At 44.0% G+C, this 20,001-nt stretch carries 20 protein-coding genes; 11 read left to right on the forward strand and 9 right to left on the reverse strand.

Annotation, left to right across the window (positions count from 1 at the left end; translation table 11 throughout):
- Positions 1 to 19: 19 nt before the first annotated feature.
- From HUX74_RS02240 to HUX74_RS02275, 8 genes are all read right to left on the reverse strand, one after another.
- Positions 20 to 1,126, reverse strand: a complete 1,107-nt coding sequence (locus HUX74_RS02240) for a sulfotransferase (RefSeq protein ID WP_005826550.1) — start codon at positions 1,124 to 1,126, stop codon at positions 20 to 22.
- A gap of 55 nt (positions 1,127 to 1,181) precedes the next feature.
- Positions 1,182 to 2,645, reverse strand: coding sequence for a sulfate adenylyltransferase subunit CysN (cysN, locus tag HUX74_RS02245; RefSeq protein ID WP_117965428.1), 1,464 nt, complete (start codon positions 2,643 to 2,645; stop codon positions 1,182 to 1,184).
- Positions 2,646 to 2,684: 39 nt separating this feature from the next.
- Positions 2,685 to 3,596 (reverse strand): sulfate adenylyltransferase subunit CysD, encoded by a 912-nt coding sequence (gene cysD / locus HUX74_RS02250; protein WP_005826557.1) that lies wholly within the window; start codon positions 3,594 to 3,596, stop codon positions 2,685 to 2,687.
- Between the two features lie 6 nt (positions 3,597 to 3,602).
- Positions 3,603 to 4,208: an adenylyl-sulfate kinase gene (gene cysC, locus HUX74_RS02255; protein WP_117600911.1), complete on the reverse strand. Its 606-nt coding sequence runs from the start codon at positions 4,206 to 4,208 to the stop codon at positions 3,603 to 3,605.
- A gap of 20 nt (positions 4,209 to 4,228) precedes the next feature.
- Positions 4,229 to 5,782 (reverse strand): SLC13 family permease, encoded by a 1,554-nt coding sequence (locus tag HUX74_RS02260; RefSeq protein ID WP_117600912.1) that lies wholly within the window; start codon positions 5,780 to 5,782, stop codon positions 4,229 to 4,231.
- Between the two features lie 7 nt (positions 5,783 to 5,789).
- Entirely contained in the window at positions 5,790 to 6,614 is an 825-nt protein-coding gene (gene cysQ / locus HUX74_RS02265) for a 3'(2'),5'-bisphosphate nucleotidase CysQ (protein WP_174646128.1), read from the reverse strand.
- 535 nt (positions 6,615 to 7,149) lie between these two features.
- Positions 7,150 to 7,650, reverse strand: a complete 501-nt coding sequence (locus tag HUX74_RS02270; protein ID WP_117600914.1) for an SPOR domain-containing protein — start codon at positions 7,648 to 7,650, stop codon at positions 7,150 to 7,152.
- 47 nt (positions 7,651 to 7,697) lie between these two features.
- A complete protein-coding gene (locus tag HUX74_RS02275; RefSeq protein WP_174646735.1) occupies positions 7,698 to 8,102 on the reverse strand; it encodes a lipocalin-like domain-containing protein in 405 nt (134 codons plus the stop codon).
- A 174-nt stretch (positions 8,103 to 8,276) separates the two neighbouring features.
- Between HUX74_RS02275 and HUX74_RS02280 the strand changes: the two genes are divergently transcribed.
- The 4 genes from HUX74_RS02280 to HUX74_RS02295 all read left to right on the forward strand — a co-directional run bounded on the left by HUX74_RS02280 (position 8,277) and on the right by HUX74_RS02295 (position 10,503).
- Positions 8,277 to 9,554 (forward strand): DEAD/DEAH box helicase, encoded by a 1,278-nt coding sequence (locus HUX74_RS02280; RefSeq protein ID WP_117600916.1) that lies wholly within the window; start codon positions 8,277 to 8,279, stop codon positions 9,552 to 9,554.
- Between the two features lie 93 nt (positions 9,555 to 9,647).
- A complete protein-coding gene (locus HUX74_RS02285) occupies positions 9,648 to 9,857 on the forward strand; it encodes a YtxH domain-containing protein (protein WP_005826568.1) in 210 nt (69 codons plus the stop codon).
- Positions 9,858 to 9,876: 19 nt separating this feature from the next.
- Complete coding sequence (locus HUX74_RS02290; protein ID WP_005826569.1) at positions 9,877 to 10,230, forward strand: phage holin family protein; 354 nt, start codon at positions 9,877 to 9,879, stop codon at positions 10,228 to 10,230.
- Positions 10,231 to 10,242: 12 nt separating this feature from the next.
- A complete protein-coding gene (locus HUX74_RS02295) occupies positions 10,243 to 10,503 on the forward strand; it encodes a hypothetical protein (protein ID WP_005826570.1) in 261 nt (86 codons plus the stop codon).
- Between the two features lie 75 nt (positions 10,504 to 10,578).
- Here HUX74_RS02295 and HUX74_RS02300 read toward each other — a convergent pair whose 3' ends face one another.
- Complete coding sequence (locus HUX74_RS02300) at positions 10,579 to 11,550, reverse strand: type I phosphomannose isomerase catalytic subunit (protein WP_117965436.1); 972 nt, start codon at positions 11,548 to 11,550, stop codon at positions 10,579 to 10,581.
- Between the two features lie 197 nt (positions 11,551 to 11,747).
- On the opposite strand from HUX74_RS02300, the gene HUX74_RS02305 reads away from it, so the two are divergent.
- From HUX74_RS02305 to HUX74_RS02335, 7 genes are all read left to right on the forward strand, one after another.
- On the forward strand, positions 11,748 to 12,845 hold the full coding sequence (locus HUX74_RS02305; protein ID WP_174646736.1) for an aldose epimerase family protein: 1,098 nt from the start codon (positions 11,748 to 11,750) through the stop codon (positions 12,843 to 12,845).
- A gap of 42 nt (positions 12,846 to 12,887) precedes the next feature.
- Positions 12,888 to 14,198 (forward strand): sugar MFS transporter, encoded by a 1,311-nt coding sequence (locus tag HUX74_RS02310; protein ID WP_005826573.1) that lies wholly within the window; start codon positions 12,888 to 12,890, stop codon positions 14,196 to 14,198.
- A 49-nt stretch (positions 14,199 to 14,247) separates the two neighbouring features.
- Positions 14,248 to 15,402, forward strand: a complete 1,155-nt coding sequence (gene galK, locus HUX74_RS02315) for a galactokinase (RefSeq protein WP_174646129.1) — start codon at positions 14,248 to 14,250, stop codon at positions 15,400 to 15,402.
- A 269-nt stretch (positions 15,403 to 15,671) separates the two neighbouring features.
- Positions 15,672 to 16,811 carry an aldose epimerase family protein gene (locus HUX74_RS02320; protein WP_117965438.1) on the forward strand — a complete coding sequence of 380 codons (1,140 nt, stop codon included), beginning with the start codon at positions 15,672 to 15,674 and terminating at the stop codon, positions 16,809 to 16,811.
- 27 nt (positions 16,812 to 16,838) lie between these two features.
- On the forward strand, positions 16,839 to 18,533 hold the full coding sequence (locus HUX74_RS02325) for a sodium:solute symporter (RefSeq protein ID WP_174646130.1): 1,695 nt from the start codon (positions 16,839 to 16,841) through the stop codon (positions 18,531 to 18,533).
- Between the two features lie 59 nt (positions 18,534 to 18,592).
- Positions 18,593 to 19,270 carry an NUDIX domain-containing protein gene (locus tag HUX74_RS02330; RefSeq protein WP_117600921.1) on the forward strand — a complete coding sequence of 226 codons (678 nt, stop codon included), beginning with the start codon at positions 18,593 to 18,595 and terminating at the stop codon, positions 19,268 to 19,270.
- Positions 19,271 to 19,312: 42 nt separating this feature from the next.
- The gene (locus HUX74_RS02335; protein WP_005826585.1) at positions 19,313 to 19,999 is read left to right on the forward strand and encodes an L-ribulose-5-phosphate 4-epimerase; all 687 of its coding nucleotides are present in this window, start codon (positions 19,313 to 19,315) and stop codon (positions 19,997 to 19,999) included.
- Positions 20,000 to 20,001 lie beyond the last annotated feature (2 nt).

Consider the following 20,001-nt stretch of genomic DNA (forward strand, 5'->3'; position numbering starts at 1 on the left):
CATTAATAATTGACAATCATTATAAATCGTACTTCCACTGTTCCAGCGCAAAATTCCAGTTATCCTGAACCAACTGCACTGTACGCTCATCATACTTGTATTTATTCTTCTTATATCCTTTCTTTCCGCCTACATACTTTTCAATATCGGCACGTGCCTCTGCAAAGCCCGGAATGGACAAAGCCTTGTAGATATGTTCAGTCATTCCCATTGCATCCGCTTCGAAGTCCTCAAACTTCACCTCTATCAAGTTTCCTTTAGGAATGCATGTCTTGTCCGCTTCGTACTTATGATACAGTTTGGCATAAATGGACAAAATATTCTTCTCAAGCTCCTCATTACTGATATCCTGCAACTTCAACGGCTGAATGGTGTTAGTAAAGAAACTACGTGTGCTTTCGAAAACAGTATAAGGATTACGCATCAGATAGATAAACTTAGCATTGGGGAACATCTTGACAAGCTCTTTCACACGTCCCGTATGAGGCGGATTCTTACTAAGAAACTGAGTTCCCTTCGTATTCCAAAGAGAGATTTTTATCAATTTGACGAAAGTCTCCTCAAACACTTTCAGTTCTTTCTCTGTAATATCATCAAACAGCAGATATTTATCGGCATACTCTTGCTGATATTCGGGCAGGAACCAGAAATTATAATAGGTGTAGGGCATCATATTTGCCAAAGCAAACTCCTCTTCTTGCGGAAGGTCGACGGCAAGCTCCATATTGTCCGTGGGGCGTTTGTCCGGCATCAGCCAGCTCATGTTCTTCTTAAAGAAAGGCTGCCCCCACATCATGAGATGCGGAAATACAGTCTGGTATGTCGTGTTGTAACCGAAATGCTTGTCGCAGGAGAAAACATTATGCACAAACGTAGTCCCGCTACGCCAATGTCCCAAAATGAATACCGGATCATGCTCCAGGGGCTTATCTGCCAGGAGCTTTTCATAACGTCTGTCCTGCAGAGGAGCCAAAGTGGACAGCAGGCGGCAGACAGCTTTTGTCAGCCGATACTTGCCTTTGTAGGCAGCACCGATGTCACGACCGCCCGTTATATCCTTGAATGTTTTCCAATCTGCGCCTACCAATGTGTTTATAGGAAGCTTGTTGAATTCTAATAGTCCCATTATAGTCTATATATTAATATATTACAGTTTCTCTCCCACTCTATCAAAAAGCTGTTCATTCTTTTTCCACAACCACTGCAATGCCTTGGCGCTCCAACTCCTTCACAGCCTTTTCTATGGCTTCGTAATGTTCGGGAGCTATACCCAGCTTAGGCAAATTCAGTATAGGCAGGTCTTCGGACAAGTGCATCTCCTTATCCTCCACCCTATCGATAATCATACCTACAGCACTGGTATTGTTGGTTATCGGGTCTATCAGGATGAACGAACCGGTAGCCTTATTCTGCCGATAAGGGTCAAAGAAAAGCTCTTTGGCAGTGGTCAGCACCACGCGCGCAATCTGATTGAGCTGCATCGGCAATGTTTCCTTGCTCAACTTTCCGTTGTCAATGGAAAGATGCTCCATCGTATTGACATCCACTTTATACTTGATGCTGTCGATGCGGGTACGGCTTATATTGGTGGTCTGTTTGATGAAGAATGATTTGTTGATATCCATCGGCTCTTCATCCATCCAAACCAGCATCGTTTCAAAATTGCGGTCCATGACGGGCAGGTTATCCGGATGTACCAGCATTTCCCCTCTCGACACATCTATTTCGTCCTCCAAAGTCAAGGTGACGGACTGGGGCGGAAAGGCGTAATCCAACTCTCCATCGTATGTAACTATACTCTTGATATGCGACTTCTTACCGGAAGGCAATGCCATCACTTCATCTCCCTTACGAACAATACCCGAAGCCACCTTGCCGCAAAAACCACGGAAATCAAGATTGGGGCGCAAGACGTATTGAACCGGGAAACGAAAATCCTTCAAATTATGATCGTTGTCAATATGTACCGTCTCCAGGAAGTCAAGAAGTGAAATACCCTCATACCAAGGAGTACGTTCCGATTTCTCCACTACATTGTCCCCGTCCAAAGCTGACAGCGGAATGCAGTTTACGTCAGGAATACCCAATGGAGCTATAAACTTCCGATATTCATCGACTATCTCATTAAAACGTTCTTCGGAGAAATCCACCAGATCCATCTTATTGACAGCAAGCACCACATGCTTGATGCCAAGCAACGACACTAGGAAAGTATGCCGGCGCGTCTGCGTAATGACACCCATACGTGCATCCACCAGAATAATTGCCAGGTTAGCCGTAGAGCCTCCGGTAATCATGTTGCGTGTGTACTGCTCGTGTCCCGGAGTGTCGGCAATGATAAACTTACGGTTGTTGGTCGAGAAGTAGCGGTATGCCACGTCGATGGTGATGCCTTGTTCGCGCTCTGCCTTCAAGCCGTCCAGCAAAAGGGCGTAGTCAATGTGGTCGCCGGCATTTCCCATGCGCTTGCTGTCGCGTTCCAGTGCGTCCAGCTGATCCTCATATAGTTTCTTGCTGTCGAACAACAGACGGCCTATCAATGTGGATTTTCCGTCATCCACAGAACCGGCAGTCAGTAAGCGCAATAAGTCTTTCTGCTCATCCTTATCAAGAAAAGCCTTTATATCAAGTGTAGAATCGTTCATCCTTAATGATTTAATTTTTAATTCTTAATTTTAATTCCTTTAGAAGTATCCCTCGCGCTTCTTCTGCTCCATGCTTGCGTCTTGGTCGAAGTCAATGACACGGGTCGTCCGTTCACTCTTGGTGGTGGTCATCATTTCCTCGACAATCTTCTCGATGGTATCGGCATCGCTTTCCACAGCACCGGTCAACGGCCAGCAACCCAGCGTACGGAAACGCACCATACGCATCTTTATCTGGTCGCGGTACTGTTCAGGCAAGCGGTCGTCATCCGCCATTATCAGATTTCCGTCAATCTCCACACAAGGACGTTCCTTGGCAAAATACAACGGCACAATAGGAATATTTTCCAAACGTATATATTGCCAGATGTCCAGCTCCGTCCAATTACTTAACGGAAATACTCGGATACTCTCTCCTTTATGTACCCGGGCATTATAAATATCCCACAATTCGGGACGCTGGTTTTTGGGGTCCCATTGATGGAACTTGTCACGGAAGGAGAAAATACGCTCTTTGGCGCGTGACTTCTCCTCGTCGCGGCGAGCGCCACCGAATGCCGCATCAAACTTATACTTATCCAATGCGTGGAGCAAAGCCTGCGTTTTCATCAGGTCCGTATGCACCTTGCTGCCATGCGTAAAAGGTCCGACACCTGCATTGAAAGCTTCCATATTGCTTTCCACTATCAGGTTCCAACCATACTTCTTGGCATACTCGTCACGGAACTGTATCATCTCCTTAAACTTCCACTTGGAATCGATGTGCATCAACGGGAACGGCACTTTGCCGGGAGCAAACGCCTTTTCGGCCAAGCGCACCATAACCGAAGAATCCTTGCCGATACTATACAGCATCACCGGATTCTCAAACTCCGCTGCCACTTCACGGATAATATGAATGGACTCTGCTTCGAGTTCCTTCAAATGGCTCAATTTATATTCTTCTTTCATTATATCTTATTTCTTCTGAATTCTTGGTAAAATGAGTTCCAACAATTTATTGACCGATTCTTCCAGGCTGAGAACAGAGGTGTCCAACGTCAGAGCCGGATGAGCCGGTTCCTCAAAAGGAGCGGAAATGCCCGTAAAATTTTTAATTTCTCCCTTACGTGCCTTGGCATAAAGCCCCTTCACGTCACGGCGCTCACACTCTTCAAGCGGGGTGCTGACATAAACTTCCAGAAAATCGTCTTGTCCGATAATATCAGCTGCCATTTCACGAATATCGTTATTAGGACTGATAAAAGCCGCGATTGTTATAACCCCCGTATCAAGAAAGAGTTTGGAAACTTCGGCTATACGCCGGATATTCTCCACACGGTCGGCCTCCGTAAAGCCGAGGTTACTGTTGATGCCACTGCGGATGTTGTCACCATCCAGGATACGGCAAAGCAATCCCCTTTTATGAAGTTCGCGCTCCAAGGCAATGGCTATCGTACTTTTGCCGGAGCCGCTCAAGCCGGTAAACCAAATCATCACGCCGTGCTGCTTCAACAAGTCTTCTTTGTCCTTCCGCATCAGCATTCTGTCGAATATCGGATATATGTGGTTGTTTTCTTCCATATGTTATTATTTCTTCTTTTTTAAAATGGCCAAATTAAAGGAATCAAGAAAATGGATATCAGGAAAGTAATGATATTCAAAGGTAACCCGATGCGTACAAAATCCGTGAACTTATAGTTACCGATACCTTGTACAATCAAATTAGTCTGATACCCTATAGGAGTAGAGAAACTGGCGGAAGCCGCCATACAAATTACAACGAAGAAAGGCATCGGGCTGACTCCCATCTGTGAAGAGATGGAAAGTGCCAATGGAAAAGCGAGTGCCGCAGCCGCATTATTCGTAATCAGTTCCGTAAACAGGTTCGTTATGATAAACATAGCAGCCAGTAACACGTGGGGGCCATAATGATGGCTCATCCCTATAATGAAATGCGCCACAGCGTCTGCCACTCCGGAATTCACCATCGCCTTGCTGATAGCAAAAGCACAAGCAATCGTTATCAGAATATCCCAAGATATATATTTGGTATACTTGCGGGCCGGGAATATCTTTGTCCAGGCCATAATGATAGTAGTAATGGAAACGAAGAAAAACATATCCAGCTTGATTTCCGGGAAAGCTTCCTTGACAGCCGGAAGTTCACCGACCGTTGCCCCCACTATCATCAATATCAGCAAAGCCAAGGCAAACCAGCGCTTTCCCTTTCCGGGCACCGGCTCCGTATCCTTGCCATTGGCCAGCAACACGAACACCGAAGATTCCCCCCAGGTCTTTATAAAAGAGTCATCAGCCATCACCACCAGCGTGTCTCCTTCGCGGAGATATTCATTTTCCAGATTTCCGGCAATGCTCTGACCGCTACGCTTAATCTCCTTCACTTCGGCCCCATAATGCCGCTTGAAGTTAAAATCACCAAGTTTCTTGTTGATACCGGGAAAACGGGCGCCGAGTACAGCCTCCACCCGATGCAAATCTCCATGCTCCTCCGGCTCCTCATCCAGCTTTACCGCATCCGTACGAACATCCGGCAAAAGCCTTGAGGAGAAAGCGAACAGATAAAGGATACCCGCAATCGCGACGAAAATTCCTACTTTGCCCAACTCGAACATAGTGAAACCTTCATATCCGGCTTCCAATATCATGCCATGCACCACCAGATTGGTTGATGTGCCTATTAATGTACAGATACCACCAAGTATTGTAACGTATGAAAGAGGTATAAGAAACTTGGTAGCAGGCAATTTTACCGATTCAGCCCAACGCTTGATAATGGGAGCAAAGATAACAACCACCGGAGTATTGTTTAGAAAAGCTGAAATGAAGGCAATGGTGGGCAACATGCGGAACTGCGCTTTAAAGACTGTAGTCTTACCCTGCGGAAGCAGCTTCTTGATTATTTGCCCCAAAGCACCCGACTGCCTGATGCCTTCACTGACAAGAAACAGCATGGCAACAGTCATCATCCCCTTATTACTGAACCCTTCCAACATCTCCTTAGGAGTAAGGATGCCTGCACACAAGAACAATACTACGACAGAAAAGAGCACCATGCCCGGACGCATTTTATCCAGAACCAAGGCAATCACCATACCCAACAATGCCAATAGTACAAACAATATCTCAAATGTCATACAGTCGTTATTTTATTTCAGTATGCTTGGGCTCTACGATAAACCACGGATTCAGCAAATCCTCCTTATTATATTGCAAAGGTTCTTCCTTCCCCACCTGATAAATTTCCATTCCGGCAGCACGTGCAATAGCATGCCCAGCCGCCGTATCCCATTCCATCGTAGGGGCAAAACGAGGATATACATCAGCCTTACCTTCAGCTACCAGACAAATCTTGATGGAACTTCCACTTGATATAAACTCAACTTCCGCATGGCTGCATTTCATCTTCTCGATATAATCTTCTGTCTCGGGCGTCAGATGCGAACGGGAAGCCACAATGACAAATCGTTCGTGCATACCTGTTTCCGGCAGCCGGACAGCTTTCGCAATCAATTCATCCCAGGACATTCCATTACGCGCAGTAATACCGGATAGCTTATAAGCACCCGAATCATGCACTCCAAAATAGAGCTCCTTTTTTACCGGCACATAAATAACTCCCATTACCGGTACCGAGTGATGCACCAAAGCTATATTCACCGTAAACTCACCGTTCCTCTTGATGAACTCCTTCGTACCGTCCAAAGGGTCTACAATCCATAAGGTTTCCCAATTTCTACGCTCTGAAAAAGGCAAATGTTTACCTTCCTCGCTTAGCAGAGGGAAAGGTGTATCAGCCAAAAAACGGCAGATAGTTTCATGAGCTTTACGGTCGGCAATAGTAAGAGGAGAATTATCCGCTTTTTTTTCTACCTGAAAATCCGATGCCGGATCATCGTAAATGGAAAGAATTTTCTCGCCAGCCTGCAAAGCGGCATCAATCGCATTCAGTATATATCGTCGTTCCATACTATATTCTTCTCAAAGATAAAGCACAAAATTAAAAACTTTTTTAGGTCCAAAAGTTTCCACCTCTTGTTTTATAACTTCTTTTAAACGAAAGAGAGAATATTATAAGCACTTTTCACAATCAGGAAAATCAATCCGGAGCAGAAAAATAGAGTGAAGTATTCACGAAGGAGAAGGAAATAAAGAAACTGTGACAACATGAGTTTATCAGAGCCTTTCCTCAGTTAGTTCATTAGTTCACAGCACTGAACACTTTGTTTCAGCATAGGAAAACAAGTTGTTTCAGTATATAAAAACATTTTGTTTTTATGCAATAGGACGAGATGTTTTGTTAAGAGAAACAAAGTGTTCTCTTTAATGAAACAAACTGTTCCGTTAAAGGAAACACTTTGTTTTGCCAAACCAAACACATGACAGCGCCAGCCTTCACATTCTTTCGGCATATCATGAAAAAGGCAGTAACTTCGCAGTTACTGCCTCATCTTGAAAGGAAACATACATTCCTTTCTGTTATGAATTACCAAAAAGAATTCTATTAATTGATGCTGTACAGCAACCATGCCTTCTGGAAGTCATCATTCGAAGGATGTTTAGCTTTGAAAGAGTCACGCAGATTCTCGGCGGATGCTCTGTCATCGAATGTACCGATAACTACACGATACAGATTTCTTTCTGCATTGTAAACCACCATTGCAGTATAACCTTCATTCACCAATGTCTGCTTCACACCTTCCGCATTAGCTTTCACGCTATAAGCTCCGCAAACTACACTAAAGGTTTTCAAGCTGGTACCACCTGATACCACAGTCACCTTTTCCTGACGCATGTCGGCAGGTGCACTTTCCACTACCTTTACTTCTACCGGAGCGGTAACTACTGGAGCCACCTCTTCAACAGGGGCAGTTGTCTGCGGCTCGGCCAATTCCTGCTGTTTTGCCTTTTCATATGCTTTCTTATAAGCACTTTCACTTGATTTACAAGAAGAGAATGCCAGAGCTATACATACTCCCATTCCCAATACGGCTAATTTTTTCATCTTTTCTATTGTTTTTATTAGTAAAATCGTCTATTCTTATCTTTATCTCAAAATTTCCGAAATACAGATTTCGTACCCTCATATTCCAAACGCAATGAAGAGTAGGATAAATCTTCTACTTTAAAGATACGTTTTCCTTCCGGCCACCCGAAATAAGTATCATAGTTTTTATCGTTAACACTTTCAGGCAACAAAATAATGGAAATTTCAGCACCTTTCAAAGAATAATTTCCAAAAAACGTAGTCGCCCCCCCATCTTTCAACAAACATATGGCAGAAAAACTTCCTTTTTGAAAATTATAAAATACACTGTCCACTTTCTCTGATGTACCGTCGTCATATTGGTACTGACGCAACTGCCACTTACCCGCCAAGTCACCCCCACCATTCATGCAAGCAGTCAAGGTACAAGTCACCAATACAATCCAAAGGTATTTTAAATGCAATTTCATCATTTTTCCATGCCACTATCTAAATATGGAACAAAAGTACACCATAACATGCGATTATACCTCAGCATCCTTAGTTAAATATAATTAAACCACTCCATAAAAAGAGATTTCCCGGAAGACTTGACGTATATTTGCCAAATATAAACAGAGCATGAGGCTCACTTAATTGATTACATGACATTTGAAAATTTGAATTTGATAGAACCTATATTGAAGGCTCTTCAAGAAGAGGGGTATTCCACCCCTACCCCAATCCAGGAAAAATCGATCCCTATATTACTTCAAGGAAAAGACTTATTAGGATGTGCTCAAACCGGAACAGGCAAAACCGCCGCATTTTCCATCCCTATCTTGCAAAAGTTATATAAAACGGATAACCGCAAAAGTATCAAAGCACTCATTCTGACGCCGACCCGCGAGCTGGCCATACAGATAGGAGAATGCTTCAGTGCATATGGTAAGTATACCGGATTGAGACATGCCGTCATCTTCGGCGGTGTAGGACAAAAGCCACAGACAGATGAACTGAAACGTGGAGTACAAATACTGGTTGCAACTCCCGGACGACTGCAAGACCTGGTCAACCAAGGTTTCATTAACCTAAAAGCGCTCGAGTTCTTCGTATTGGACGAAGCAGACCGGATGCTGGACATGGGATTCATACATGATATCCGGCGCATATTAAAGTTATTGCCCGCAAAACGGCAGACTCTCTTCTTTTCGGCCACAATGCCTCCGGAAATAGAGACCTTGGCAAACTCCATGCTGACGCACCCCGAGAAAGTGGAAGTCACCCCTGCATCGTCTACGGTTGACACAATCTCCCAATCAGTCTATTTCGTTGAGAAAAAAGAGAAAAAAGACTTACTCATTCATCTGCTGAAGAATCCGGCTATCGAATCCGTACTTATCTTCACCAGAACTAAATATGGAGCAGACAAACTTGCACGTATCCTCAGCAAGTCCGGAATAAGAGCCGAAGCCATACATGGAAACAAGTCGCAGAATGCCCGACAGCGAGCACTGACCGGCTTTAAGAACCATGAACTGCGCGTACTGATAGCAACCGATATTGCAGCACGAGGCATCGACGTGGACCAACTATCACACGTCATCAACTACGAGTTGCCCAACATTCCGGAAACATACGTACACCGTATCGGACGAACCGGACGTGCCGGCCACGACGGTATTGCTCTCTCTTTTTGCGAATCGGAAGAACTGCCTTACCTGAAAGATATCCAAAAATTGATAGGGAAAAGCATCCCAGTAATAAAAGAACACCCTTTTGTCACCGCCGATGGCTTAAAAGCCCAAGAAATCAAGACTGAAGAAATTAAAGCTAAAACCAAGGAAAACAAAATCTATCGCGGGAGCCGTACGAATGGAGACTTTTGGAGAAGAAAAAAGCAAACCTCGCAAAACAACACCCAAAAAGGAGTTGGAAGATAAGGACAATCATAAAAAAACTGATATTCCGAACAAAGTTTCAAAAAAAATTGTTAGTTTTGTCGTACGAACCTCAAAAAAGAAAGGAATATCATTATGAAAGGATTAAATGTTTTAGCAGCTTTCCTGGGTGGCGCCGCAGTAGGTGCAGCCCTCGGTATCTTATTTGCTCCTGAAAAAGGAGAAGACACCCGTAACAAAATCGCAGAAATTCTCCGTAAGAAAGGGATTCGTTTGAACCGAAGCGAAATGGAAGACTTGGTAGATGAAATTGCTGCGGAAATCAAAGGCGAGGTAACGGAATAAGGTAAAAAGCAGAACCACTATGTTTGCAGACGACAAAAGTATAGAAAATATGCAGCAGCTCTTCATTGAATTCAAGAAATACCTGGAGCTGCAAAAAGAATACACCAAACTGGAAGTCACCGAAAAACTGTCCAAACTGCTTTCTACGCTTTTATTGGTGCTATTGGTCGTTATACTCGGCGTAGTGGTTCTGTTTCATCTGTCGTTTACGCTGGTCTATATCTTAGCTCCGCTGGTAGGTGGGCTAATGATGAGTTTTGCACTTATCACGTGCTTCCATATCCTACTCATCGTTCTGCTTGTCCTATTCCGCAAAAAACTCATTATTGATCCGACAGTAAAACTTATCGCAGAATTATTCTTAGACAATTAATTCGAAATATTCATGGATAATACGACCAATACCACTCCCGTCACTTTAGAAAGCATCGCCCAGAAAAAAGCCATGCTGCTACAAGAAATACGACTCCAGAAAGAAATCATGACTGGGCTTACACAAGAAATTTTTGCTCCGCTGGAACCAGCTACCAACAAGGCAAATGCCATGATGAGAGCATTCAACACCGGTATGGCTGTTTTTGACGGTATAGTATTGGGGGTAAAGGTGATGAAGAAATTCAGAAAAATATTTGGAAGAAAGAGATAGAATATCGGATAAAAAAAGAGGGGATGACCATAACAGTCATCCCCTCTTTTTTTATCCGATATAGTCTGAGCACTTTTATACGTACGTTTCAAGCAACTTCACTGCTCCTTCAGGTATAATCGTCACTTCTTGGGTTGCAGCCGGAAGCAATACCGTCTCCCCCGCCCGTACGGCAACTTCATTCTTTTCATTATCTATTATGCGACATGCGCCCTCCACACAAATAAAGATAACAAAAGAATCCAGTTCAGAATAGTCACAAGTGATTTCTTCCGTCATGTCATAGATTGAAGTCGTGAAATACGGGCTTGCCACCATTTCTACCGGTTCATTCTGCACCTGATCGTATTCCGTACGAAAATCGTCCTGCACATCTGCAAAATTAATGGCATCAATAGCCTGGCTTGTATGCAGTTCTCTTGATTTACCGTCCTTATCCTTACGATTGTAATCAAAAATACGGTAAGTGATATCCGACGTTTGCTGTATTTCTGCTACAAAAGCTCCCGCACCGATTCCATGTACACGACCTGCAGGCACATAAAACACATCGCCCGGTTTGATGGCACAAGTCTGCAGAACATCCGCAAACGTACCATTATACACTCGTTCCTTATATTCTTTCGGAGTAATCTGCTCTGCAAAACCGGAAATCAGCTTGGCACCCTGGTCAGCAGCAACAACATACCACATTTCATTTTTACCAAAACTGTTATGACGTTTCTTAGCCAACTCGTCACCCGGGTGTACCTGAATCGACAAGTCCAACTTGGCATCAATAAACTTTATCAACAAAGGAAACTTATTTCCGAAACGTGCATAGTTAGCTTCTCCTACCAGGTCTTCCTTATACTTTCTGACCATATCCGGCAGCGTTAATCCTTTGTCAGCACCATTGGCCACTATAGACTCACTACCTTCTACTGCCGACACTTCCCAACTCTCGCCTACATTAGCAAGGGTATCATTCAAATGTTTGAATGGAATAATCTTGTCGCCTCCCCAAAGCGTCTGCTTCAGAATAGGCTCAAATTTTAGAGGATACATTCGTTGTTTTTATTAGAACTTTCTGTTAATGATGTGATTTTTTAGATTTCGGGAGCAAACATACAAAAAATATCAATTTGTATTCCATTTGTTAAACGCTAAACTTTCCTAAAATGTTCTCCACATTTCCTTCCAATTGCTTGGGGGAACAAAAGAATTTCTTTTTATTTGCAAGAAATTTAATTAATACCATGGATATGATAAACACTACTCCAACAGAAAGTAATTTGTCCGGTTTAAGCCCAAAAAACTTTCAAAAGGATATAAATAACAAAAAGACAGATTTGTTTATCCTGAAGAATGCCCAGGGAATGGAAGTTGCAGTTACTAATTACGGTTGTGCAATACTTTCCATCATGGTACCCAACAAAAATGGCAAATATGCCAATGTTGTATTAGGACACGACAGTATTGAACATGTAATCAACAGTCCGGAACCTTTTCTAAACACTACCATCGGACGCTACGGCAACCGGATAGCCAAAGGAAAGTTTACTTTATACGGCGAAGAGCACCAATTGGCAATCAACAACGGTCCCAATTCATTGCACGGTGGTCCGACTGGCTTCCATACCCGTGTATGGGATGCCGTCCAGCCAGAGCAATCAACAGTCATCTTCAACTACACATCCGCTGACGGCGAAGAGGGCTTCCCCGGAAATCTCGAAGTAGAAATGACTTATCGCCTGGAGGATGAGACCAATGCTCTGGTCATCGAATACCGGGCTACTACCGATAAAGCCACCATCGTCAATCTGACCAATCACGGTTTCTTCAATCTTGCCGGTATAGCCAATCCCTCTCCTACAGTCTTAAACAATATCGTTACCATCAACGCAGATTTTTATGTACCCATCAATGAAGTATCCATTCCTACCGGAGAGATATTGAAAGTAGAAGGTACTCCAATGGATTTCCGTACTCCCCATACTCTTGGTGAACGAATTGATGAGAAGCATACACAAATTGTGAATGGCGCAGGATATGACCATTGCTATGTACTGAACAAGACTGAAAGTGGAGAGTTGAGCCTTGCAGCCACCTGCATGGAGCCCAACAGCGGACGAACCATGGAAGTATATACCACTGAAAATGGCGTCCAGCTCTACACTGGAAACTGGCTCGGAGGCTTTGAAGGTGCACATGGAGCCACTTTCCCTGCAAGAAGTGCAGTCTGCTTTGAGGCCCAGTGTTTTCCCGATACACCCAACAAGCCCCATTTTCCGTCGGCAGTATTGCTACCGGGTGATGAGTACCAGCAAGTGACAATCTACAAGTTTGGTGTACAAGAATGAAATAACTAATCCAATTTATAAACTTATTAATTTTACAAAACCATGACACAACAAAAACAGAATGGTAAACTCATCGCAATTATCACGATGATCTTCCTTTTTGGTATGATTTCATTTGTTACCAACCTTGCTGCCCCTATGGGAATCGTACTGAAAAATCAGTTTTCAGTATCCAACGCTTTAGGAATGTTGGGTAACTTTGGTAACTTTATTGCATATGCAGTGATGGGAATACCAAGCGGCATCTTACTACAACGGGTAGGGTATAAAAAAACGGCATTGATAGCAGTAGCTGTAGGCTTTATCGGTGTAGGTATCCAATATTTATCCGGTCATTCAAGCCCTGATATGGCTTTTGCCGTATATTTGATTGGCGCTTTCATCGCCGGTTTCTCCATGTGTTTGCTTAATACAGTGGTCAACCCGATGCTGAACAAGCTCGGCGGTGAAGGTAACAAAGGAAACCAGCTTATCCAAGTGGGCGGCTCTTTCAACTCCGTAATGGCCACCATTACTCCGATGTTCGTAGGTATCCTGATTGCCGGTTCCATTGAAAAAGCTACCATCTCTCAGATATTCCCTGTAATGTACACGGCAATGGCTGTATTTGCCATCGCGTTCTTCGTTCTTCTGATTGTGCCCATACCGGAACCCAATGCTGCAACTTCAACAGAACCTATCGGTAAGTTGATGTCAGGCGCTTTAAAATTCCGCCACTTCATTTTGGGAGCTATAGCAATCTTTGTATATGTAGGTGTTGAAGTTGGTGTACCGGGCACCTTGAATTTGTTCTTAACCGACCCTATTGAAAAGGGAGGAGCCGGCATTTCTTCCACTATTTCCGGTTTTGTTGTAGGTACATATTGGTTCCTCATGCTGATTGGACGTCTGGCCGGTGCTTCATTGGGTGCAAAAATCTCCAGTAAGGCAATGCTTACCTTTACTTCCGCATTAGGTTTACTTTTGGTATTCCTTGCCATCTTCTCATCTACCGGTTCGCTTGTCAATCTGCCAGTACTCCAACAAAGCGCTACGGGAGGTCTCTCTTTCGGATTTGCAGAAGTACCTATCAATGCAATGTATCTGGTACTGGTAGGTCTGTGTACTTCCATCATGTGGGGTGGCATCTTTAATCTGGCCGTAGAAGGATTGGGTAAATATCTGGCAGCCGCTTCCGGTCTGTTCATGGTATTGGTATGCGGCGGCGGTATCTTGCCCGTTATCCAAGGTTTGGTGGCCGACATTGCAGGTTTCATGCCGAGTTACTGGGTTATCATCGCAGCCCTTGGCTATCTGTTGTTCTACGGTTTGGTAGGCTGCAAAAATGTTAATAAGGACATCAAGGTTGATTAACAAGAAAATATAGGTAATTTATTTATTCACCTTATAAAATATAAATATCATGGATATAGAATACGTAAGAAGCCGTTTCATCAAGCACTTTGACGGAACAACGGGAGCTGTTTATGCTTCTCCGGGGCGCATCAACCTTATCGGTGAGCATACAGACTATAACGGTGGTTTTGTATTCCCCGGAGCAATCGACAAAGGAATGATTGCAGAAATAAAACCCAACGGCACAAACACAGTAAAAGCTTATTCCATCGACCTGAAAGATTATGTGGAATTTGGTTTGAATGAAGAAGATGCCCCCCGCGCAAGCTGGGCAAGATATATCTTTGGCGTGTGCCGGGAAATGATGAAACGCGGTGTAGATGTAAAAGGCTTCAATACTGCTTTTGCAGGCGATGTGCCCCTAGGTGCAGGAATGTCCTCTTCAGCAGCTTTGGAAAGTACCTATGCCTATGCTTTGAACGACTTGTTCGGTGACAACAAAATAGACAAATTTGAATTGGCAAAAGTGGGACAATCTACAGAACACAACTATTGTGGCGTAAACTGTGGTATTATGGACCAATTTGCTTCCGTATTCGGAAAGAAAGGAAGCCTCATCCGCCTGGATTGCCGTTCACTGGAATATCAGTATTTTCCATTCGACCCGCAAGGCTATCGTCTGGTTCTTGTAGATTCTGTAGTGAAACACGAACTTGCATCTTCAGCATACAACAAACGCCGTCAAAGCTGCGAAGCCGCTGTTGCTGCTGTCCAGAAGAAGCATCCACACGTAGAGTTCCTGCGCGACGTTACCATAGGCATGCTGGAAGAAGCCAAAGCCGACATCAGCGCAGAAGACTATATGCGTGCAGAATATGTCATCGAAGAGATTCAACGCGTACTTGACGTTTGCGATGCCCTGGAAAAAGGCGACTATGAAACTGTAGGCCAAAAGATGTATGAAACACATCAGGGCATGAGTAAGTTGTACGAAGTAAGCTGCGAAGAACTCGATTTTCTGAATGACCTTGCATTCGATTGTGGAGTTACCGGTTCACGTGTCATGGGCGGTGGATTCGGTGGATGTACAATCAATCTGGTAAAGGATGAATTGTACAGCACATTCATCGAAAAAGCAAAAGATGAATTCAAGAAGAAGTTCGGCAGAAGCCCGAAAGTATATGATGTAGTCATCAGCGACGGTGCCCGTAGATTAGAATAACAGACATCAGTATTCAAATAAAAGGCGTTTCCCAGCAATGGGAAGCGCCTTTTTCTTCCCCCCCCTATTCCACCGTTTTCCACTCTAAAAAAACAAAATCATCCGAGAAGTTTATTCCAGACGTGCCTATCTGTACAGCCAGTTGACACAGATATGTTTTTTGACACTTATGTTGCATAACATATAAAAGTGTACAGCCTACACTAAAGAAAAGTGTTATTTTTACACCAAAAGAAGATAATCATCTCATTTACATTAAATACAAAACCATGAAAAGACATGTTCTACTTGCAGGAATTGCCGCAATGATGCTAGCTGCGTGCAATCAAAAGACAGAAACAACGCTTACGCTGTCCGGTCTTGATCCAGTAAAATTCCAAACAACGGTCAATGACGCCCAAACACATCTTTATACGCTGAAGAATAAAGCGGGCATGGAAGTATGCATCACAAACTTTGGAGGACGTATTGTATCCATTATGGTGCCCGACAAAAACGGAGCTATGCAAGATGTAGTATTGGGCTTTGACAGCATTGCCGATTACATCAACATTCCAAGTGACTTTGGTGCTTCTATCGGCCGCTACGCCAACCGGATTAATCAAGGGAAAATCGTTCTTGATGGAGATACCATACAGTTAGCACAGAACAATTTCGGACATTGCCTGCACGGTGGTCCCAAAGGATGGCAGTACCAAGTATACAGTGCCAATCCCATTGACAGCACAACTCTGGAGCTCACCCGCATTTCACCGGATGGAGACGAGAATTTCCCGGGCAACGTTACGGCAAAAGTACTTTTCAAGTTAACGGATGACAATGCCATTGATATAAAATACAGTGCAACAACAGACCAAAAGACGGTCATCAATATGACTAACCATTCTTACTTCAATTTATCTGGTGATCCTTCAAAGGCAGCAACAGACCACATCTTATACATCAATGCAGACAACTATACTCCGGTAGACAGTACTTTCATGACAACGGGTGACATCATCTCCGTCAAAGAAACACCAATGGACTTTACCACTCCCAAGAGTGTAGCACAAGACATCAACCGGACGGACTTTGAACAAATAAAGAACGGAAACGGATATGACCATAATTGGGTACTGAATACTAAAGGTGACCTATCCCAAGTGGCAGCTAAACTGACATCGCCTATAAGCGGCATCACTCTGGAAGTTTATACCAATGAGCCAGGCATACAAGTATATACCGGGAATTTCCTGGACGGCACCGTAAAAGGTAAAAAAGGCATTACTTACAACCAACGCGCTTCCGTATGCCTCGAGACACAACATTATCCGGATAGCCCCAACAAAGCCCAATGGCCTTCTGTCGTACTGGAACCCGGACAAATTTACAACAGTGAATGTGTCTTCAAATTTTCCGTAGAAAAATAACAGTAACCTTATAAATCATTTATTATCGTGGAAACATTAGATTGGCTAGTCATTGGAATCTTTTTCCTGGCTTTAATTGGAATTATTGTCTGGGTTGTCAAACAGAAACAGAATGACTCAGCAGACTATTTTTTAGGCGGTCGTGATGCCACATGGCTTGCTATCGGTGCATCTATCTTTGCATCCAACATCGGTTCCGAACATTTAATCGGACTAGCCGGTGCCGGTGCTTCCAGCGGTATGGCGATGGCACATTGGGAAATACAAGGTTGGATGATCCTTATCTTAGGCTGGGTATTCGTACCGTTCTATTCGCGAAGCATGGTATTCACGATGCCTGAATTCCTAGAACGCCGCTATAATCCACAATCACGTACAATATTGTCTGTAATATCTTTAATCAGCTATGTACTGACAAAAGTTGCCGTGACGGTTTATGCAGGAGGATTGGTATTCCAACAAGTATTCGGTATAAAAGAACTTTGGGGGATCGACTTCTTTTGGATTGCCGCCATCGGTCTGGTTATACTGACTGCGCTCTACACAATCTTCGGAGGAATGAAGTCGGTACTTTATACCTCCATCCTGCAGACCCCCATCTTGCTGTTAGGTTCACTGATAATCCTGGTACTCGGCTTCAAAGAATTGGGAGGCTGGGATGAGATGATGAGAATCTGCGGTGCAGCCACAGTGAACGATTATGGCAACACAATGACAGAACTTATACGCAGTAATAACGACCCTAACTTCCCTTGGTTGGGTGCACTGATTGGTTCAGCCATTATCGGATTCTGGTATTGGTGTACAGACCAGTTCATCGTGCAACGCGTACTTTCCGGAAAGAATGAAAAGGAAGCACGGCGCGGTACCATCTTCGGAGCTTACCTGAAATTATTGCCCGTATCCTTATTCCTTATCCCAGGCATGATTGCTTTCGCATTACACCAAAAATATCTCGGAACCGGGGGAGAAGGTTTTCTACCTATGCTGGCAAACGGAAATGCCAATGCAGATGCTGCTTTCCCAACTCTAGTAGCAAAATTACTTCCTGCAGGAGTCAAAGGTTTGGTTGTTTGCGGTATTCTTGCAGCATTGATGAGTTCTCTCGCATCTTTGTTCAACTCATCTGCTATGCTTTTCACCATTGACTTCTACAAACGTTTCAAGCCGAACACTTCTGAGAAAAAGCTGGTAGGAATTGGACAGATGGCAACTGTTGCGATTGTGATATTGGGTATACTCTGGATTCCCATTATGCGCAGTGTAGGCGATGTCCTTTACACCTACTTACAAGATGTACAATCTGTATTAGCACCAGGCATTGCCGCAGCCTTCCTCTTGGGGATCTGCTGGAAACGCACCTCTGCACAAGGCGGTATGTGGGGACTGATTGCCGGAATGATTATCGGTTTAACCCGTCTGGGGGCAAAAGTATATTACAGCAATGTAGGAGATGTGTCAAGCAGTACCTTCAAGTATCTGTTCTATGATATGAACTGGCTGTTTTTCTGCGGATGGATGTTCTTGTTCTGCATCGTAGTGGTTATCGCAGTCAGCATGTTTACAGCTGCCCCAAGCGCTGAAAAGATTCAAGGGCTGGTATTCGGAACTTCAACTCCCGAACAAAAAGCAGCTACACGTGCGAGTTGGAATAAATGGGATATCATTCATACCCTTATCATCCTGGGTATTACTGCTGCTTTTTATTGGTATTTCTGGTAAATCGGTATGTTGCCATGATATATATCCATGCAGCATACCCCTTAAACAAAAATTAAGATATGAGTAATTACTATAGTTCAAATCCGAAACTTTATGTAAGTATCGACTGCATTATTTTCGGTTTCAATGAAGGAGAATTGAACCTGCTGTTGCTGAAGCGTAACTTTGAACCGGCAATGGGCGAATGGTCGCTGATGGGTGGATTCGTGCAGGAAGACGAAAGCGTGGATGATGCAGCCAAACGAGTCCTGAATGAACTAACCGGACTGGAAGATGTATATATGGAACAAGTCCAAGCTTTCGGAGCCATAGATCGTGACCCAGGAGAACGCGTAGTCTCCATTGCTTACTATGCGCTCATCAACATCAACGAATACGACAAAGAATCCGTACAGCAACACAATGCTTTCTGGGTAAATATCAATGAACTGCCAGCGCTAATCTTTGATCATCCGCAAATGGTGGAGAAAGCTCGGAAGTTGATGCAACAAAAAGCGTCCACCGAACCAATCGGCTTTAATCTACTACCTAAACTGTTCACGCTGTCACAACTGCAAAGCTTATACGAAGCTATATACGGCGAGAGCATTGACAAACGAAACTTCCGAAAACGCATAGCAGAAATGGACTATATAGAAAAAACTGACAAAATAGACAAAACGGGGTCCAAACGTGGAGCTGCTTTATATCAGTTTAATGAGAAGGCATACCGCAAAGCTCCGAAATTTAAGCTCTGAAAACCTAATATTCAACAACTTGTAATTAGTAATTTAAATAATATGCTGGAAGCACTGAAAGACAAAGTATTCCATGCTAACCTTGAACTGGTGAAGCACGGATTGGTTATCTTCACATGGGGCAATGTATCGGGCATTGACCGCGAATCCGGTCTGGTAGTTATCAAGCCCAGTGGGGTGAGTTACGATGAAATGAAGGCAGAGGATATGGTGGTAGTGAATCTTGACGGCAAGGTCGTGGAAGGACGGTTAAAGCCCTCTTCAGACACGCCGACCCACCTGGTTCTCTATAAAGCATTCCCCGAAATCGGCGGTGTGGTGCACACGCACTCTACTTACGCCACAGCCTGGGCACAAGCCGGATGTGACATACCGAATATCGGGACTACACATGCCGATTACTTCCACGACGCCATACCCTGCACAGCAGACATGACGAAGGAGGAAGTGGAAGGAGCGTATGAACTGGAAACGGGAAATGTCATCGTAAAACGCTTTGAGGGGCTGAACCCGGTACATACTCCCGGAGTATTGGTAAAGAACCACGGTCCTTTCTCGTGGGGAAAAGACGCACACGAGGCGGTACATAATGCCGTAGTGATGGAACAGGTGGCAAAAATGGCAAGTATAGCCTATGCCGTGAACCCCAATCTGACCATGAATCCGCTGCTGATAGAAAAACATTTCAGCCGCAAGCACGGTCCTAACGCTTATTATGGACAGAAATAACT

Origin of the sequence: Bacteroides sp. Marseille-P8574 (assembly GCF_902825465.1) — a bacterium.
Taxonomy (GTDB): Bacteria; Bacteroidota; Bacteroidia; order Bacteroidales; family Bacteroidaceae; genus Bacteroides; species Bacteroides uniformis.

Excerpts from the sequence above, each read along its gene's own strand:
- HUX74_RS02240 (WP_005826550.1), bottom strand. The coding sequence starts at position 1,126 with ATGGGACTATTAGAATTCAACAAGCTTCCTATAAACACATTGGTAGGC.
- cysN (WP_117965428.1), bottom strand. The coding sequence starts at position 2,645 with ATGAACGATTCTACACTTGATATAAAGGCTTTTCTTGATAAGGATGAG.
- cysD (WP_005826557.1), bottom strand. The coding sequence starts at position 3,596 with ATGAAAGAAGAATATAAATTGAGCCATTTGAAGGAACTCGAAGCAGAG.
- cysC (WP_117600911.1), bottom strand. The coding sequence starts at position 4,208 with ATGGAAGAAAACAACCACATATATCCGATATTCGACAGAATGCTGATG.
- HUX74_RS02260 (WP_117600912.1), bottom strand. The coding sequence starts at position 5,782 with ATGACATTTGAGATATTGTTTGTACTATTGGCATTGTTGGGTATGGTG.
- cysQ (WP_174646128.1), bottom strand. The coding sequence starts at position 6,614 with ATGGAACGACGATATATACTGAATGCGATTGATGCCGCTTTGCAGGCT.
- HUX74_RS02270 (WP_117600914.1), bottom strand. The coding sequence starts at position 7,650 with ATGAAAAAATTAGCCGTATTGGGAATGGGAGTATGTATAGCTCTGGCA.
- HUX74_RS02275 (WP_174646735.1), bottom strand. The coding sequence starts at position 8,102 with ATGAAATTGCATTTAAAATACCTTTGGATTGTATTGGTGACTTGTACC.
- HUX74_RS02280 (WP_117600916.1), top strand. The coding sequence starts at position 8,277 with ATGACATTTGAAAATTTGAATTTGATAGAACCTATATTGAAGGCTCTT.
- HUX74_RS02285 (WP_005826568.1), top strand. The coding sequence starts at position 9,648 with ATGAAAGGATTAAATGTTTTAGCAGCTTTCCTGGGTGGCGCCGCAGTA.
- HUX74_RS02290 (WP_005826569.1), top strand. The coding sequence starts at position 9,877 with ATGTTTGCAGACGACAAAAGTATAGAAAATATGCAGCAGCTCTTCATT.
- HUX74_RS02295 (WP_005826570.1), top strand. The coding sequence starts at position 10,243 with ATGGATAATACGACCAATACCACTCCCGTCACTTTAGAAAGCATCGCC.
- HUX74_RS02300 (WP_117965436.1), bottom strand. The coding sequence starts at position 11,550 with ATGTATCCTCTAAAATTTGAGCCTATTCTGAAGCAGACGCTTTGGGGA.
- HUX74_RS02305 (WP_174646736.1), top strand. The coding sequence starts at position 11,748 with ATGATAAACACTACTCCAACAGAAAGTAATTTGTCCGGTTTAAGCCCA.
- HUX74_RS02310 (WP_005826573.1), top strand. The coding sequence starts at position 12,888 with ATGACACAACAAAAACAGAATGGTAAACTCATCGCAATTATCACGATG.
- galK (WP_174646129.1), top strand. The coding sequence starts at position 14,248 with ATGGATATAGAATACGTAAGAAGCCGTTTCATCAAGCACTTTGACGGA.
- HUX74_RS02320 (WP_117965438.1), top strand. The coding sequence starts at position 15,672 with ATGAAAAGACATGTTCTACTTGCAGGAATTGCCGCAATGATGCTAGCT.
- HUX74_RS02330 (WP_117600921.1), top strand. The coding sequence starts at position 18,593 with ATGAGTAATTACTATAGTTCAAATCCGAAACTTTATGTAAGTATCGAC.
- HUX74_RS02335 (WP_005826585.1), top strand. The coding sequence starts at position 19,313 with ATGCTGGAAGCACTGAAAGACAAAGTATTCCATGCTAACCTTGAACTG.